A 17,163-nucleotide genomic window follows, 5' to 3' on the forward strand; every position below is an offset into this window, starting at 1 on the left:
ACGGTGGTCGAGTAGGTGCGGATCACGGTGGTCGAGTAGGTGCGGATCACGGTGATCGAGTAGGTGCGGATCACGGTGGTCGAGTAGGTGCGGAGCGTTAGCGGAGTGCCGCGATCGAGACCACTCCGCGGTGAGGGTCAACGTTCCCGCGGACGCCGCGGACGCCGTGGTCTCTTGAGCGGGTATGCCCACGGGTCGTCTGGCTCCGGCGGACGCTCGACGCGACCTTTCACCGGTCGGCCCGGATCGCCGTCCGGCCGCGGTCGACGATCGGTCCGACGCGCGAGCTGCGGCAGCACCTCGTACTCGCCCCTGATCAAGGCCTCGCGTTTTGCGCGTCCCCAGTTCTGCACCTGCTTCTCGAACTCGAACGCCGCCGCGATGCTGTCGAACTCGACGGCCCACACAAGCTGCACCGGACGGCGATGGCGAGTGTAGGCAGCACCGTTCGGGGAATGGTTGTGTTCCCAGATGCGCCGGTCCAGCTGCCACGTGCTTCCGCAGTAGTAGGAGCCGTCAGAGCACTCCACAATGTATGTGTACGGCATGGGGACAACTGTGCGGCTGGGGCTCCTGCGGGGCCAGCTTCGTTTACGCAGTTGTGGATGACGCGCTGGTGAGGGAGGCGCTGTGGACAGCCGTCGTGGGATGTGGTCTCGATCGCGGCACTCCGCTAACGCTCCGCACCTACTCGACCACCGTTGGGGATGTGGTCTCGATCGCGGCACTCCGCTAACGCTCCGCACCTACTCGACCACCGTTGGGTGTGTGGTCTCGATCGCGGCACTCCGCTAACGCTCCGCACCTACTCGACCACCGTTGGGTGTGTGGTCTCGATGGCGGCACTCCGCTAACGCTCCGCACCTACTCGACCACCGTTGGGGATGTGATCTCGATCGCGCGCGGTCGCTGGCGCTCCGCACCTACTCGACCACCGTTGGGTGTGTGATCTCGATCGCGCGCGGTCGCTAGCGCTCCGCACCTACTCGACCACCGTTGGGTGTGCGATTTCCGTCCCTTCGACACGACGCTCGTACCTCGCATCGGCTCAGACAAGGCGCGAGAGTCCGCTGACGCTCCGCACCTACTCGACGGGGCCGAAAATGATTCGCTCCTTGACAGTGGTCGGGCATAGCCTGAACCACGCCATGACGACAACCCTGACGCCGACGAAGATCCAAGAGTCTGCCGCTGCCGAGACGATGAAATCACCGGAGCGACAGGTGAATTGGCGTCGCCTGAAGCACCCGCTGACCGTGGTGGCAATCATTGCGCTCACGATCGCAGCGCTGGGAGCGACCGCCGGCACGGTCGTCGCTGGGCGATTGGCGCAAAGCCCGACCGCATCCCTGGTCTGGTGGCTTGCTGCATGCGTCATCGGCGGGGCGGTTCTCGACACCGCCGGACGCATCCTGTGGGCGACCGTCGTCGACCGCGCCGAGGGCAAACTGCGTGACGACCTGCTGGACGCAGCCCTCCACCAACCGCTGGAGGCACTGTCCGAGCAGGCGGTGGGCGAGGTGCTCGACCGCGTCGACGACGACACCCACGAGGTCGGCTCACTCGTCCGGATGCAGGTCTGGATGGTGCTGCGCGCGGTGCTCTCGCTCATCCCGATGTGGCTGGTGGCCGGTTTCACCTGGTGGCCGGCCTGGCTGCTGTTCCCGGTCTTCGCCGGGCTGACGCTGCTGGTGATGCGTCCGCTGATGGGCCAGATCGCCGAGCGCAAGGTGGTCGAGGAAGCCGCCTGGACCGACCACGCCGCCGCCCTCGAGGAGGGCATCGCCGGACGCGACGACCTGCGCACCAGCCTCGGCCAGTCGTTCGCGATCCGCCGGCTCGCGCAGCTGTCGTCCAGGGTCCACGAACTCTTCTACAACGTCATCCTGCTCGAACGTCGCATCACGCTGCGCGCCGTCCTGCTGTTGCACGGTTTGCTGGCGATCATCGCGGTCGCCGGTGTCTTGCTCGCCGACCGCGGATCTTTGTCGGTCGCGCAGATCGTGACGCTGTTCCTGATCACCAGCACCTTCGTGGGCGTCATCGGCAACGTCGCTCAGCAACTTCCCGACCTGCAGGCGGGCATGGGTGCCGTGATCCGTCTGCGTCAGATGCTCGCCGTCGCGCCCGAACCGACCGGCGGTCTGCACCTCGGCGACCAGACCCCCGACCTCGACTTCCGCGACCTGCACTTCTCCTACACCGAGGGCAAGTTCGCGCTCGAGGGCATCGACATCCACGTTCCCGCCGGCCAGACGCTCGCGCTCGTCGGACGCACCGGATCGGGCAAGTCGACGCTCGCGTCTCTGGTCTCCCGTGCCGTCGAACCCGAACGTGGCTCGGTGCTCATCGGGGGAATCGACGTGCTCGACCTCGACCTGCATGCATTGCGCCGCCAGGTCGGCGTCGTCACCCAACGCACCGAGATCATCGCCGGCACTCTGGCCGAGAACATCACGCTCTTCGCCGACAACCCGCGCACCCAGGTCGAGGCCGTCGTCGACGAACTCGGCCTCACCGACTGGGTCGCCGGTCTGGACGACGGACTCGACACGCTCCTCGGTCCGGGCGGCACGCTGCTCTCGGCCGGTGAGGAACAGCTGGTTGCGTTCGCACGACTGCTGATCCGCGACGTCCACGTCGTCGTGCTCGACGAGGCCACCGCTCGCATGGACCCGCTCACCGAGTCCCGGGTCGTCGCCGCGTCCGATCGCCTGTTGCACGGACGTACCGGAATCCTTGTCGCACACCGCCTTTCGACGATCGAGCGCGCCGACCTCGTGGCGGTCCTCGACCGTGGACGGGTCGCGCAGTTCGGCAGTCGCAGCGAGTTGGCGTCGTCCGAGGGACGCTTCCGCGACCTGCTCACGGCGGCCGACCTCGGGGACGGTGAGGCAGAGCCTGAGATCGTCGACGAAGTGACCACGGTGGGCGGTCAGCGCCGTCGCACCGACCCGCCGGTGCGTCCCGACACCGGCAACGGCCCGAGCCTGGCGAAGGGCATCTGGTCGGCACTATGGGTGCGTCCGCGCTGGGGCATGCTCTCGGTCGGACTCTTCCTGATCTTCTCCCTGACCGGCGCGGTCGGCGCGGTCACCGGATACACCTGGGGCCAGACGATCGAGCGGCTGCAGGACGGTTCGCTGTCCTGGCCGTGGTTGGTCGCAGTGGTCGCCAGCGTGATGATCGGGCCGATCATGCTCGCCGAGGCGATTTCGCGGTACCCGCGCTGGTGGGTCGAGGTGCTGCTGCGGGTGCGGATGGCCGTGCTCGTCGGCCAGACCGCGCAGCGCCGACTGCACAAGGACCCCGCCGGCGAGGTCGTGGCCCGTGCGATGGACGCCGACCGCTACGCGCGCTACGCCGACCGCTGGGTCGACTTCTGCAACGGCTTGGCGATCGCGCTGTTCACCGCGGTTGCCGCAAGTACCCCGTTGGCCGGACTCGTCCTCGCCGCCGTGATGCTCTCGGCCGCGCTCGCGTCGGCAGTGGGACGCCCGATCGCCGGACGCTCGGCGACCCAGGCGTCCGCCGCCCGAGCCCGTTTCGGCCGTGCGCTGGTATCGACGCTGGAGTCGGCGCGCACTGTCAAACTCGCCGGCCGCACCCCCGAACTGCACCGCCACCTGCGCAAGGTCGACGCCGGACGGGTGGATGCTGCCGTCCGCGAACACCGAGTGCAGTCCTTCCTGGACGGCGTCCCGATGGTGATGGTGCAGACCGGTGCCGTCGTCGCGTGGGCCGCAGTGCTCTGGGACGTCTGGGGTCTGGCGACGGCGCTGCTCGTGGTCAACGCGGTCAACGGTTTCGACTGGTTCGGACGCGTCGCCGGTGCCGTGGTCACCGAGGCGCCGGGCACGCGTTCATGGCAGACCGCCACCAGTCGGATGGCAGGCGGCCAGGACCTGATGCGCCTTCCCGACGGCGTCGACCTGCTTACAGGTGAGGCGCCGCAGGCTCCGGTTGCTCCGCGAACTGCGTTGCAGGAGCTGGGGGTTCACGGCCTCACCGCGATTCACGAGGACGGCACGGTCGGCGTCGAGGATGTGCAGCTCGACATCCGACGCGGCGAACTGGTGCTGCTGCTCGGCCAGGTCGGTTCGGGCAAGTCGAGTCTGCTGCGTGCGCTCGCCGGCCTGATCGACTACGACGGCTCGCTCACCTGGAACGGCGAGGAGATCGACGACGCCGAGGTGTTCATGCGTCCGGGGCAGGTGGCGTACGTCGCGCAGGTGCCGCGCGTCCTGTCGGGCACCTTCGCCGACAACGTCCAGCTCGGATTCACCCGGGCGTTCGATCAGCCGGTCGCCGACGCCCGTCTGACTCCTGACGTCGAGACCGCCGGTGGACCGACCGCATTGGTCGGGCACCGCGGAGTTCGCCTGTCCGGTGGGCAGGTTCAGCGCCTCGCACTGGCCCGGGCGCTCGCCGCGGACGCCGAACTGCTGCTGGCCGACGACGTCTCCAGCGCGCTCGACGCCACCACCGAGATCGAGTTGTGGAAGGCGCTGCGTGATCGTTCGGCGACCGTCGTAGGAGCCACTTCGAAGCGGGCCGCGTTGGCCCAGGCCGACCGCGTCGTGGTCCTGGTCGACGGGCGCGTCGCCGCCGACGGTCGGTGGCGCGACCTCGCGGACGACTGGGGCCACCTGGCCGGCTGACCACAACTGGCGATCCAGCTCGCTTCTTGACCTCCAGATCGCAACTGGTGCCGCCGGCGCTGCCAGTTGCGATTTGGGTGTCCAGTTGCGGTCCGGATGGCCAGTCGTCGTCGGGACCGCTAGCGCGAACCGACGTACCTCCACGAACGCTTCGCCATGGCGGCACCCGCAGCGGGGGAGGCCTCGAAGCGGCCGGAGATGTCGAACAGCACATGGGCCGCGGCGCCCGACCCGTTGTAGACACCCAGCCGGTTGTTCTGCGCGGTTGTCGGGTCGTACCCGAGGACGACGGCAGCACCGGAGGCACGGTTCTGCCCGGCCATGGTGTTGGTGGTCGAAGCGATCGGTCGCGGAATCCCCCCGCTCCAGAACAACGAGTGCCCCGAGGACGATCCGGCGATCATCGTCGCGTTGCCGACCATCGCCCAGGTGTTCGCGGTGCGCGCGTTCGCCGCTGACGGCACGGCGATCGAAAGCGTCGACCGCGCCTTCAACGCGCTGGTTCTGCGGGTGTCGAGGAATCGCCACGGCGTGATCGGACGGTAGGTGGCGGCGTTGAATCGTCCCGCGTCCCCGACCGAATCGATGACGATGTGGGTCGGGCCACCGGTGGCACGGACGGTGAACTCGAAGACGCCGGCCGCGACCTTGCGTACCGGCACGGCGACGAACGAGGCGATGTTCTCGCCCCGACGGAAGTTCAGCACGGATGTGGGCGGCGGCGTGGTCGTCCGGCCGTCCCAGGCCTGCAGGTAGCCGTTGCCGGTGGGCGAGGCTGCGGTCATCTGCACGAGGGCGGTGTTGATGTCGGCGTCCGAGAACGGCGTCTCGAAGCGAATCGCTCGTGTCCTGTCGCCGCCGAGCGGCCCGTCACCGTTGAAACGGGAGTCGTAGAACCGCGCCGGGTCGGTGATGTCGACCTGGGAGGTGACCACATCGGCCGGCAATGTGGCGCCGCTGGTGAACCAGCCGACGACGTCCAGGATCACGTTGCTCGACCCGGCACCCTCGGTGACGTCGAGCGTTCCGTCGGCTGCAACGGGCACGATCGTCGTGTTCGCCAGTTGATGGTTGCCGGCGGGGAAGTTCACCGTCGACACCGCAGGAGACCGACCGGTGTTCTTCTGCTGCGTCGTGACGTAACCGGCAGCCGAGGTGTTGGCGACGGTCGTCGTGACCATCACGGCCGACACCTGGTCGGGCGCCACGGTGGCGCCGGACGCGGTTCGAAGGCGGGAGACGACGTCGACGGTGCGCGATTCGTCGGTCCGCATCGGTCGCGCCTCACCGGCCGCCAACGTCGGGGAACGGGTGTCGAACACACGGGTCGGGGAGGGCAGGGGGACGTACTCACCCGGTGTGGCAGCCGCCAGAGCGGCAGGGGCGGCAACGCCACCCGACAGGGCGAGGGCAGCGGTGCAGGCGACGGCGGGGCAGAACCGAACGGGGCTGAGCTTCATGGCAATCCTGACGTGGTGTCGATCAGTTGATGACGACGCTGTTGCGGTCCGGCGGCTGCACACGGGGGTGCCCCACCCGGTATCCGGGGTTGGTGGATGCGTACAGCCGAAGACCGGCCTCGGTGATGCGTCGCGCGTAGGCGTTGGTGCCGGACAGGTAGGGGTCGACGACGACGAACTCGCCGTTCGATGCGGTGCCGAGCACAGCGATCCAGTGCGATGCGTCGCCGGAGAAGGTCGTTCTCCACCACGGCAGCTGCCTGATGTTCCCGCCGCATATCGTCGCGCGTCCGGCCCGGCCGAGGGAGATGGTGTCGGCGATCCCGCCTTGGCGCCCGGTGAGGCCGTAGGTGGCGAAGCCTCTGAGCAGTTCCCAGTATTCGGTGCCGATCGTGTTCCGGTCGGTGACCCCGTCCACGGCGTCCAGAGCGCAGGAGCGCCGGAAATCATCGATCGCGGCGCCGGCACCGGCAGTCGTGTAAGCCCAATTGCGCGGAAGTTTTCCACGGGACGCCAGAATCGCGACCGCGCTCGCGGGCCCGCAGTTGGTGCCTTTCACCGACGAGGAAAATTGACTCACCGGGTACAGCCCCCCGATTCTCGGGGCGCCGAAGAGTCTGGTCCAGATGACGGCATCAGGGTTGGACTGTGTGTGGCCGTACCCGGCCGAGACGCGGAAGTTGCCGAGATCGAGCATCGTCTGCGCGAACGCGAGCGACGATCCGGTCAGGTAGGGCGTCGCGTCCGCGCCGGTGGAGAAGACGTACCCGTGCTTGTGCAACAGCACCTTGAGGGCGCCGGCGTGCCACGAGGTGGTGTCGGCCGCGACCGTGCGTCGTGATGCGAGGAAACGGATGGTTGCTTCGTCGCCGAGGCCGGTGACAGGCAAGCCGTTCCGCCGCTGGAATGTGCGGACGAAGTCATAGAAGGTGCGTGTGTACGTGGTGTCCACCGCGGTGCGCCAACCCAGCCCGTTCAGCAGCAACTTGAACGCCCGGATGTTCCTGGGATCAGACGTGGAGGTGACAGCGGCGAACGTGGCGGCCGACGAAGCCTGCACCGAGGTGCCGAACAGGATGCCGGCGCCGGCGGAACCGAGTACGAAGCGACGAGAAACGGTCATGACAATCCCTTGGACGTGAGACCCCTTGGACGTGACGACGCACCTACCGCCTGCGCGGACCCCGCGGTGCTCCGGCCAACGCAAGGGTAGTCGAACGGTTGTCATGGTCGAGCCCGCTTCTGGCATCCGGATCGCAACTGGTGCCGCCGGCGCTGCCAGTTGCGAGCTCGAAGGCAGCCGCGGTCCGCACACCGCCAGAAGCGACCACCTGCGACACGCGCATCGAAAGCTCTTGACCCCGGCACCCACCCCGGTGCACCCTTTTCGCAGTTGATGTCGCCCGGGGTAGGGGGTCTTGTGCCCGCGGCTGGACATTTCCGCATCGCGTGTCTATAGTTGACCTTTGCGCTGCCCTCTTCAGCAACCCATTTTCGATCCGGCGACAACATTCGGCCGATCTCCGCTCCACGGCGGGACGATCTCCGATTTGCGAAGCCGCGGTTGTCCTGCCCACCGGTAGGGATGGATTCGCCGCTTGAGTGTGGCCACAAACCGCCCGTCCCGGCCTGTGGAAGGACCCTCCTTGGCTGCCTCGCGTACTGCGACCCAATCTCTGTCCTCGGCGAAGACGGCTTCGGGCCGTCTCTCGTTCGCGAAAATTCGCGAACCCCTGGAAATGCCCGACCTGCTCGCTCCTCAGACGGAGAGCTTCGACTGGCTGCTCGGCAACGAGCGCTGGCAGGAGCGTGTCGCCGAGGCGAAGGCTGCCGGGCGCGACGACCTGAACGAGCGCTCCGGCCTGGAGGAGATCTTCGAGGAGATCTCCCCGATCGAGGACTTCGCGGAGACCATGAGCCTCTCCTTCCGCGATCACCGCTTCGAAGAGGTCAAGTACTCCATCGAGGAGTGCAAAGAGCGCGACATGACCTACTCGGCGCCGTTGTTCGTCACGGCCGAGTTCATGAACCACAACACCGGTGAGATCAAGAGCCAGACCGTGTTCATGGGCGACTTCCCGCTCATGACCGACCGCGGCACCTTCGTCATCAACGGCACCGAGCGCGTCGTCGTCTCCCAGCTCGTCCGTAGCCCGGGTGTCTACTTCGAGCGTTCGATCGACAAGACGTCCGACAAGGACATCTACACCGCGAAGATCATCCCCAGCCGCGGCGCGTGGCTGGAGTTCGAGATCGACAAGCGCGACATGGTGGGCGTTCGCGTCGACCGCAAGCGCAAGCAGTCGGTCACCGTGCTGCTGAAGGCCCTGGGCCTTTCCGAGGCGCAGATCCTCGAGCACTTCGGCGAGTACGACTCGATCCGCCAGACCCTGGAGAAGGACAACACCACCACCCAGGACGAAGCGCTGATCGACATCTACCGCAAGCTGCGTCCGGGCGAACCGCCCACCAAGGAAGCCGCGCAGAACCTGCTGAACGGTCTGTACTTCAACGGCAAGCGCTACGACATGGCCAAGGTCGGTCGGTACAAGGTCAACAAGAAGCTGGGCCTGGAGGCTCCGCTGTCGGACTCGACCCTTGCCGTCGACGACATCGTCGCGACGATCAAGTACCTGGTCGCGCTGCACGCCGGCCAGACCACGCTGCCGGGTCGTCGTGACGGGCAGGACGTGTCGATCCGCGTCGAGACCGACGACATCGACCACTTCGGAAACCGTCGCCTGCGCAACGTGGGTGAGCTGATCCAGAACCAGGTCCGCACCGGTCTGTCCCGTATGGAACGTGTCGTTCGTGAGCGCATGACCACCCAGGACGTCGAAGCCATCACGCCGCAGACGCTGATCAACATCCGGCCGGTCGTCGCCTCCATCAAGGAGTTCTTCGGCACCAGCCAGCTGTCGCAGTTCATGGACCAGAACAACCCGCTCGCCGGCCTGACGCACAAGCGTCGTCTGTCGGCGCTCGGCCCGGGTGGTCTGTCCCGTGACCGCGCCGGCATGGAGGTCCGTGACGTCCACCCCTCGCACTACGGACGTATGTGCCCGATCGAGACGCCGGAAGGCCCGAACATCGGTCTGATCGGTTCGCTCGCGAGCTTCGGACGCATCAACCCGTTCGGTTTCGTCGAGACGCCCTACCGCAAGGTCGAGAACGGCCTGGTCAGCGACGAGGTGCACTACCTCTCTGCTGACGAGGAGGACGAGTTCGTCATCGCGCAGGCCAACGCGCCGCTGACCGACGACAACCACTTCGTCGAGGACCGCGTCCTGGTGCGCGCCAAGGGCGGAGAGGCCACCGACGTCCCGCGTGAAGACGTGGACTACATGGACGTCTCCCCGCGCCAGATGGTGTCGGCGTCCACCGCGCTGATCCCGTTCCTGGAGCATGACGACGCATCGCGCGCGCTGATGGGTGCCGCCATGCAGCGTCAGGCCGTGCCGCTGGTGCGCGCCGAGGCTCCGCTGGTCGGTACCGGCATGGAGTACCGCGCCGCCCTCGACTCGGGCGACGTCGTCCGCGCCGAGAAGGCCGGTGTGGTGCAGGAGGTCTCGGCCGACCTGGTCACCGTCGCCAACGACGACGCGACCTACACCACCTACCGCGTCGCCAAGTTCGACCGCTCGAACGCCGGCACCTGTTACAACCAGCGTGTGCTGGTCGACACCGGTGACCGCGTCGAGGTCGGCGGCGTGCTGGCCGACGGACCGTCGACCGACGGTGGCGAGATGGCCCTCGGAAAGAACCTGCTCGTGGCATTCATGCCATGGGAGGGCTACAACTTCGAGGACGCCATCATCCTGAGCCAGCGTCTGGTGCAGGACGACGTTCTCTCCTCGATCCACATCGAGGAGCACGAGATCGACGCCCGCGACACCAAGCTGGGTCCGGAGGAGATCACCCGCGACATCCCGAACGTGTCCGAGGAGGTGCTGGCCGACCTCGACGAGCGCGGAATCATCCGTATCGGTGCCGAGGTTCGCGACGGCGACCTGCTCGTCGGCAAGGTCACGCCCAAGGGTGAGACCGAGCTGACCCCGGAGGAGCGCCTGCTGCGCGCCATCTTCGGTGAGAAGGCGCGTGAGGTCCGCGACACCTCGATGAAGGTGCCGCACGGTGAGACCGGCACGGTCATCGGCGTCAAGGTGTTCGACCGCGAAGAAGGCGACGAACTTCCCCCGGGCGTCAACCAGTTGGTGCGTGTCTACGTGGCCAACAAGCGCAAGATCACCGACGGTGACAAGCTCGCCGGCCGCCACGGAAACAAGGGTGTCATCGCCCGCATCCTGCCGATCGAGGACATGCCGTTCCTCGAGGACGGGACGCCGGTCGACGTCATCCTGAACCCGCACGGTGTGCCGCGTCGTATGAACCTGGGTCAGATCCTGGAGTTGCACCTGGGCTGGGCAGCCAGCCGCGGGTGGAACATCGAGGGCGAGCCGGAGTGGGCCGCGCAGCTGCCGAAGGACGCCCACGAGGCGCCTGCCGGCTCGCGCGTCGCGACCCCCGTGTTCGACGGTGCGTCCGAGGCCGCCATCACCGGTCTGCTCGAGTCGACCAACAAGACCCGCGACGGTCAGCAGTTGGTCGAGAGCAGCGGTAAGGCGCGTCTGTTCGACGGTCGCTCGGGTGAGCCGTTCCCGGAGCCGATCTCGGTCGGGTACATGTACATCCTGAAGCTGCACCACCTGGTCGACGACAAGATCCACGCCCGTTCGACCGGTCCGTACTCGATGATCACCCAGCAGCCGCTCGGTGGTAAGGCGCAGTTCGGTGGTCAGCGATTCGGTGAGATGGAGGTGTGGGCCCTGGAGGCGTACGGCGCCGCCTACGCACTGCAGGAGCTGCTCACCATCAAGTCCGACGACGTCACCGGCCGCGTGAAGGTCTACGAGGCGATCGTCAAGGGCGAGAACATCCCCGAGCCGGGTATTCCGGAGTCGTTCAAGGTGCTCATCAAGGAGATGCAGTCCCTCTGCCTGAACGTCGAGGTGCTGTCCAGCGACGGCCAGACCATCGACCTTCGGGACGCGGACCAGGAAGTCTTCCGGGCCGCCGAGGAACTCGGCATCGACCTGTCCCGTCGCGAGCCGAGCTCGGTCGACGAAGTCTGATCCGGACGCGGGGGCGCACCACGCGCCCCCGCACTCCGCGATCACTGAGACAAAACTTCCAGAAAGAACGAAAGAAGGAAGCACCAAGTGCTGGACGTCAACTTCTTCGACGAGCTTCGCATCGGCCAGGCAACGGCCGAAGACATCCGCCAGTGGAGCCACGGCGAGGTCAAGAAGCCCGAGACCATCAACTACCGCACCCTCAAGCCCGAGAAGGACGGCCTCTTCTGCGAGAAGATCTTCGGCCCGACTCGCGACTGGGAGTGCTACTGCGGCAAGTACAAGCGGGTCCGCTTCAAGGGCATCATCTGTGAGCGCTGCGGCGTCGAGGTGACCCGTTCGGCCGTGCGTCGTGAGCGCATGGGCCACATCGAGCTCGCCGCCCCGGTGACGCACATCTGGTACTTCAAGGGTGTTCCGTCGCGTCTGGGCTACCTGCTCGACCTCGCCCCGAAGGACCTGGAGAAGGTCATCTACTTCGCGGCCTACATGATCACCTCCGTCGACACCGACCAGCGCCACAAGGACCTTCCGTCCTTGGAGGCTCAGATCGAGGTCGAGAAGAAGGAGATCGAGAACCGCCGCGACGGCGACATCAACACCCGCGCCACCAAGCTCGAGGGCGACCTCGCGGAGCTGGAGAAGGAAGGCGCGAAGGCTGACGTCCGTCGCAAGACCCGTGAGTCCGCCGAGCGTGAGATGACGCAGATCCGCAAGCGTGCGGACCAGCAGGTCGAGCGCCTCGACCAGGTCTGGGACCGTTTCAAGAACCTCAAGGTCCAGGACCTCGAGGGTGACGAGACGCTGTACCGCGAGATGCGTGACCGTTTCGGTCTGTACTTCGAGGGCGGCATGGGTGCGGCTGCACTGCAGAAGCGCCTGGAGTCCTTCGACCTCGAGGCCGAGGCCGAGTCGTTGCGCGAGACCATCGCCACCGGCAAGGGTCAGCGCAAGACCCGTGCGCTGAAGCGTCTGCGCGTCGTCACCGCTTTCCAGCAGACGACCAACAGCCCCGCGTCGATGGTGTTGGACGCCGTCCCGGTCATCCCGCCGGACCTGCGTCCGATGGTGCAGTTGGACGGTGGCCGTTTCGCGACCTCCGACCTCAACGACCTGTACCGCCGCGTGATCAACCGCAACAACCGACTCAAGCGTCTGCTCGACCTCGGTGCGCCGGAGATCATCGTCAACAACGAGAAGCGGATGCTTCAGGAGGCCGTCGACAGCCTCTTCGACAACGGCCGTCGTGGTCGCCCGGTCACGGGCCCCGGCAACCGTCCGCTGAAGTCGCTGTCCGACATGCTCAAGGGCAAGCAGGGTCGCTTCCGTCAGAACCTGCTCGGTAAGCGCGTCGACTACTCCGGCCGTTCGGTCATCGTGGTCGGTCCGCAGCTGAAGCTGCACCAGTGCGGTCTGCCCAAGCAGATGGCGCTGGAGCTGTTCAAGCCGTTCGTGATGAAGCGTCTGGTCGACCTCGACCTCGCGCAGAACATCAAGTCGGCCAAGCGCATGGTGGAGCGTCAGCGTCCGCAGGTGTGGGACGTCCTCGAAGAGGTCATCACCGAGCACCCGGTGCTGCTGAACCGCGCACCCACCCTGCACCGTCTGGGCATCCAGGCCTTCGAGCCGCAGCTGGTCGAGGGCAAGGCCGTCCAGATCCACCCGCTGGTCTGCACCGCGTTCAACGCCGACTTCGACGGTGACCAGATGGCCGTTCACGTGCCGCTGTCCGCCGAGGCGCAGGCCGAGGCACGCATCCTGATGCTGTCGAGCAACAACGTCCTGAAGCCGGCCGACGGCCGCCCGGTCACCATGCCGAGCCAGGACATGATCACCGGCATCTACTTCCTGACGTCCGAGGACGGCGAAGTCGCCGCCGAGGGTGGGGAAGCCGGTGAGCTGCGCACGTTCTCGACCGCTGCCGAGGCCCGCATGGCCTACGACCTGGGCGAGATCAAGCTCGGTTCGCTCGTCAGCATCCGCCTGTTCGACCAGGTGCCGCCGGAAGGTTTCGACCTGCCGGAGGGCTTCGAGGTCGACGAGCTGGGCCGCGCGTCCGGTTACAAGCTGGCCACGACCCTCGGCCGTGTGCTCTTCAACGAGACGCTTCCGGAGGACTACCCCTTCCTGAACCGTGCGATCGACAAGAAGGGCCTCGGTGCGGTCATCAACGACCTCGCCGAGCGTTACCCCAAGGGTCAGGTCGCCGCGTCGCTGGACGCACTCAAGGATGCCGGGTTCTACTTCGCGACCCGCTCGGGTTGCACCGTCGCCATCGGTGACGTGCAGACCCCGAGCAACAAGAAGGAGATCCTGGCCGGCTACGACGTGCGCGCGGCGAAGATCCAGGGTCAGTACGACCGTGGTCTGATCACCGACCAGGAGCGTCGTGACGAGCTGACCGACATCTGGCGCCAGGGTGCCGATGAGGTCGCGCAGGAGATGCAGGCCAACTTCGACCCGAAGAACCCGATCTACCGCATGGTGGCCTCGGGTGCGGGTGGTAACTGGTTCCAGATCCGTCAGATCGCCGGTGCGCGAGGCCTGATGGTGAGCCCGCGTGGTGACATCATCCCGCGTCCGATCAAGTCCAACTTCCGTGAGGGCTTGTCGGTGCTGGAGTTCTTCATCTCCACGCACGGTACGCGTAAGGGTCTGGCCGACACCGCGCTTCGTACGGCCGACTCGGGTTACCTGACCCGTCGTCTGGTCGACGTGTCGCAGGACGTCATCATCCGCGAGTCCGACTGTGGCACCGACCGCGGTCTGGTCATGCCGATCGCCCAGCGCAACGCGTCCGGCGAGCTCGTCGAGCACGACCACGTGGAGTCCTCGGTCTACGCCCGCAACCTCGCGGTCGACGTCGAGGTGGGCGGAGATGTCCTGGCGAAGGCCGGCTCCGACCTCGGAGACGTCAACCTCGACAAGTTGATCGCGGCCGGCATCGAAGAGGTCAAGGTCCGCTCGGTGCTCACCTGTGAGTCCCGTGTCGGCACCTGCGCCATGTGCTACGGACGTTCGCTGGCGACCGGCAAGCTGGTCGACATCGGTGAGGCTGTCGGCATCATCGCCGCCCAGTCCATCGGTGAGCCGGGTACGCAGCTGACGATGCGTACCTTCCACACCGGTGGTGCGGCTGCGGCCGACGACATCACGCAGGGTCTGCCCCGTGTGGTCGAGCTGTTCGAGGCGCGCACCCCCAAGGGTGTCGCCCCGATCGCCGAGGCCGCCGGACGCGTCGAGATCAAGGACGACGACAAGTCCCGCACGATCGTGCTCACCCCGGACGACGGTGGCGAGGAGCAGACCTACCCGGTCAGCAAGCGCGCCCAGTTGCTCATCGAGGACGGTCAGCACGTCGAGGTCGGCGCGCTGCTGGTCAAGGGTGCGATCGACCCCAAGCAGGTGCTGCGTATCCAGGGCGCGCGCGAGGTGCAGAAGCACCTCGTCGACGAGGTCCAGGGTGTGTACCGCCAGCAGGGTGTGTCGATCCACGACAAGCACATCGAGGTCATCGTGCGCCAGATGCTGCGTCGCGTGACGATCATCGAGGCCGGGGACACCGACCTGCTCCCGGGTGAGCTGGCCGAGCGTGGTCGCTTCGAGGACTCCTCGCGCAAGGCAGTCGCCGAAGGCGGACGTCCGGCGTCGGGTCGTCCCGAGCTCATGGGTATCACCAAGGCGTCGCTGGCCACCGAGTCGTGGCTGTCGGCGGCGTCCTTCCAGGAGACCACCCGCGTGCTCACCGAGGCCGCCATGCACGGTCGTCGCGACCCGCTGCTGGGCCTGAAGGAGAACGTCATCCTCGGTAAGCTCATCCCGGCCGGAACGGGCCTGCCCCGTTACCGCAACCTGTCGGTCGAGCCCACCGAAGAGGCCAAGGCTGCGCTGTACGCCCTGCCGGACTACCAGCCGTACGACTACCCGGTCTTCGGCCCGGGCAGTGGCGAGGCCATCCGCCTCGACGACGAAGCCCTGGGCTTCTCCGACAGCTGACCCACGGTGCTCGTAAGGCCCCGGTTCCGCGTGGACCGGGGCCTTTCGGCGTCCCTCGACGCTGAGGTCACTCCAAATGCACGAGGGCATTCCGTATACGGAGTGCCCTCGTGCACTTGGAGTGCCCTCACGCGATCCACTGCTGACCCGGACGCGGACGTACGCCCTTGTCGGCCAGGATCCGCAGCATCGGACCCTCCGCGTACGCGTCGTCCCAGCACCATCTGGCCAGGTCTGCCACTCGGCGGATCCGGTCCTCACGCTGCTTCTCGCGCCAGACGGCCGTGGACGGATCGTCGGTCAGGTCCGCGCCGTACTTCATCTTCCCGTCGCACTCGCCCAGCAGACCGTCCCAGCCGAAGTCACAGCGTCCGATGAACCCGCGGCCGTCGCGCACGATGACCTGGAGCTCGGGACGGGGGAGCCTGGCCTGGAACATCACCGCTCGGCTCATCGACTCCAGCGGGGACTCCGCCCGTTCGTCGGCGAGCTCGGCGACGAGCAGCGCGGTCTGCCTGCCTCGGACGCCGGTCGGGAGTTCGCTCACTGCCTGCCGCAGTTCGTCGAGGGCGAACATCTCCTTCCGCAGCGCTGCGTCCGCGGTGGCGAGCGCACTGCGCAGCGATGTGCACCGGGCCAGGTCGACGACGGTACGCAACGGGGCGGTCACGCGAATACCGTTGATCTGCACAGGGATCGGAAGTTCGTTGACCCGGTGAAAGCGCTGGACGTGCTGAGAGGTGCGGCCGCGCCCGGCGACGGTCAGGGCGACGCGGTTCGGCCACCTGCCGATGGTCGGCAGGCCGTGCAGTGCGGCTGCCGACCAGTGTGAGACGAGTCGATCGTCCGCCCATTTCGGGACGCTCGCGTGTACCAGCAGCGCGTGCCGCTCACCGGCGTCCAGCGCTTCCCACTCGGATGCCGGGTAGAACGCCCCGTGGCGCACTTGCGTCCATGCGTCCTGGTCGAGCGCCTCAGCGCGCAGCGTGCGGGGACCGGTGAACAGCAGACGTTCCGGTTTCATGGGATGGAGCGTGCTGCATCGTGAGCGAACGTGCAGACGGCCGTGTGGATAATCCGGACGATCTTCCCCAGGGCACTCCATATGCACGAGGGCACTCCGACTACGGAGTCACTTCGTGCACTTCGAGTGCCCTGGGCACGGACGGTGCTTGACTGGTTAGTCTCTCCTGCGTGAGCAACGCGCGGATCCTGGTCGTCTGCACCGGCAACATCTGCCGGTCGCCCTACATCGAGCGGGTGCTGGCGACCCATCTCGCCGGACGCGGGTACGACGTCGAGAGCGCGGGCACCCGGGCCCTGATCAACCACCCGATCGAGCCGCAGAGCCTGGCCCACCTGCAGGCACTCGGGATCGACGACGGCGGGTTTCGGTCGCGTCAGCTCACCCCGCAGATCGCGGCGGACGCCGACCTCATCCTGACCGCGACGCGTGACCACCGCGCGGACGTCGTGACGTTGCAGCCGAAGGCGCTGAAGTACACGTTCGCGTTGGCCGACTTCAGCCACATGGTCGACGGCATCGCCGCGGTGCCGCCGGCGGAACGGGGGTTCTTCGGTCCCGCGGACGACTCGTTCGTCGGCCGGTTGGTCGACCACGTCGGCAAGCGCCGCACCGACATCCACCCGATCTCGGAGCAGGAGTCGGTGATCGTCGACCCCTTCCGCCGCGACCCCGAGGTGTTCGCCCAGATGGCGGCTCACATCAACCGCGCGATGCCCCCGGTCATCCGCGCCCTCACCCTCGAAAGCTGACCGTCCGCGCCGGCCGAGGCCACACCCACCGCCGGTTGGGCCCTCGTCCCAAAGCTGCGCAGGGCCTCATCCCGCCGCTGGTTGAGCCCTGCGGATGAGGAACGAATCCGCAGGCGCCGAAACCACGGAGACGGCGAC

At 67.1% G+C, this 17,163-nt stretch carries 8 protein-coding genes; 4 read left to right on the forward strand and 4 right to left on the reverse strand.

Annotated elements, in window-relative coordinates; translation table 11 throughout:
• Window positions 1-137 precede the first annotated feature (137 nt).
• A complete protein-coding gene (locus tag EU513_RS11275; RefSeq protein WP_129626003.1) occupies window positions 138-548 on the reverse strand; it encodes a GIY-YIG nuclease family protein in 411 nt (136 codons plus the stop codon).
• A gap of 654 nt (window positions 549-1,202) precedes the next feature.
• Between EU513_RS11275 and EU513_RS11280 the strand changes: the two genes are divergently transcribed.
• Entirely contained in the window at window positions 1,203-4,661 is a 3,459-nt protein-coding gene (locus EU513_RS11280; protein ID WP_370447359.1) for an ATP-binding cassette domain-containing protein, read from the forward strand.
• 119 nt (window positions 4,662-4,780) lie between these two features.
• On the opposite strand, the gene EU513_RS11285 is transcribed toward EU513_RS11280, so the two are convergent.
• Together EU513_RS11285 and EU513_RS11290 are read right to left on the reverse strand one after the other, a co-directional pair.
• On the reverse strand, window positions 4,781-6,121 hold the full coding sequence (locus EU513_RS11285; protein ID WP_129626005.1) for a hypothetical protein: 1,341 nt from the start codon (window positions 6,119-6,121) through the stop codon (window positions 4,781-4,783).
• Window positions 6,122-6,143: 22 nt separating this feature from the next.
• Window positions 6,144-7,244, reverse strand: a complete 1,101-nt coding sequence (locus EU513_RS11290) for a peptidoglycan-binding domain-containing protein (protein WP_205744759.1) — start codon at window positions 7,242-7,244, stop codon at window positions 6,144-6,146.
• Between the two features lie 523 nt (window positions 7,245-7,767).
• Here EU513_RS11290 and rpoB point away from each other — a divergent pair.
• Window positions 7,768-11,253, forward strand: coding sequence for a DNA-directed RNA polymerase subunit beta (gene rpoB / locus EU513_RS11295; protein ID WP_129626007.1), 3,486 nt, complete (start codon window positions 7,768-7,770; stop codon window positions 11,251-11,253).
• A gap of 87 nt (window positions 11,254-11,340) precedes the next feature.
• Window positions 11,341-15,249: a DNA-directed RNA polymerase subunit beta' gene (locus EU513_RS11300; RefSeq protein WP_129626008.1), complete on the forward strand. Its 3,909-nt coding sequence runs from the start codon at window positions 11,341-11,343 to the stop codon at window positions 15,247-15,249.
• A 127-nt stretch (window positions 15,250-15,376) separates the two neighbouring features.
• On the opposite strand, the gene EU513_RS11305 is transcribed toward EU513_RS11300, so the two are convergent.
• Complete coding sequence (locus EU513_RS11305; protein WP_129626009.1) at window positions 15,377-16,273, reverse strand: hypothetical protein; 897 nt, start codon at window positions 16,271-16,273, stop codon at window positions 15,377-15,379.
• Between the two features lie 170 nt (window positions 16,274-16,443).
• Here EU513_RS11305 and EU513_RS11310 point away from each other — a divergent pair, with 170 nt between their 5' ends.
• Complete coding sequence (locus EU513_RS11310) at window positions 16,444-17,025, forward strand: hypothetical protein (protein WP_129626010.1); 582 nt, start codon at window positions 16,444-16,446, stop codon at window positions 17,023-17,025.
• Window positions 17,026-17,163 lie beyond the last annotated feature (138 nt).

The organism is Yimella sp. RIT 621, from assembly GCF_004146205.1.
Taxonomy (GTDB): Bacteria; Actinomycetota; Actinomycetes; order Actinomycetales; family Dermatophilaceae; genus Yimella; species Yimella lutea.

Bases quoted from the DNA above. Each gene is read 5' to 3' on its own strand.
- EU513_RS11275 (WP_129626003.1), bottom strand. From the start codon at position 548: ATGCCGTACACATACATTGTGGAGTGCTCTGACGGCTCCTACTACTGC.
- EU513_RS11280 (WP_370447359.1), top strand. From the start codon at position 1,203: ATGAAATCACCGGAGCGACAGGTGAATTGGCGTCGCCTGAAGCACCCG.
- EU513_RS11285 (WP_129626005.1), bottom strand. From the start codon at position 6,121: ATGAAGCTCAGCCCCGTTCGGTTCTGCCCCGCCGTCGCCTGCACCGCT.
- EU513_RS11290 (WP_205744759.1), bottom strand. From the start codon at position 7,244: ATGACCGTTTCTCGTCGCTTCGTACTCGGTTCCGCCGGCGCCGGCATC.
- EU513_RS11305 (WP_129626009.1), bottom strand. From the start codon at position 16,273: ATGAAACCGGAACGTCTGCTGTTCACCGGTCCCCGCACGCTGCGCGCT.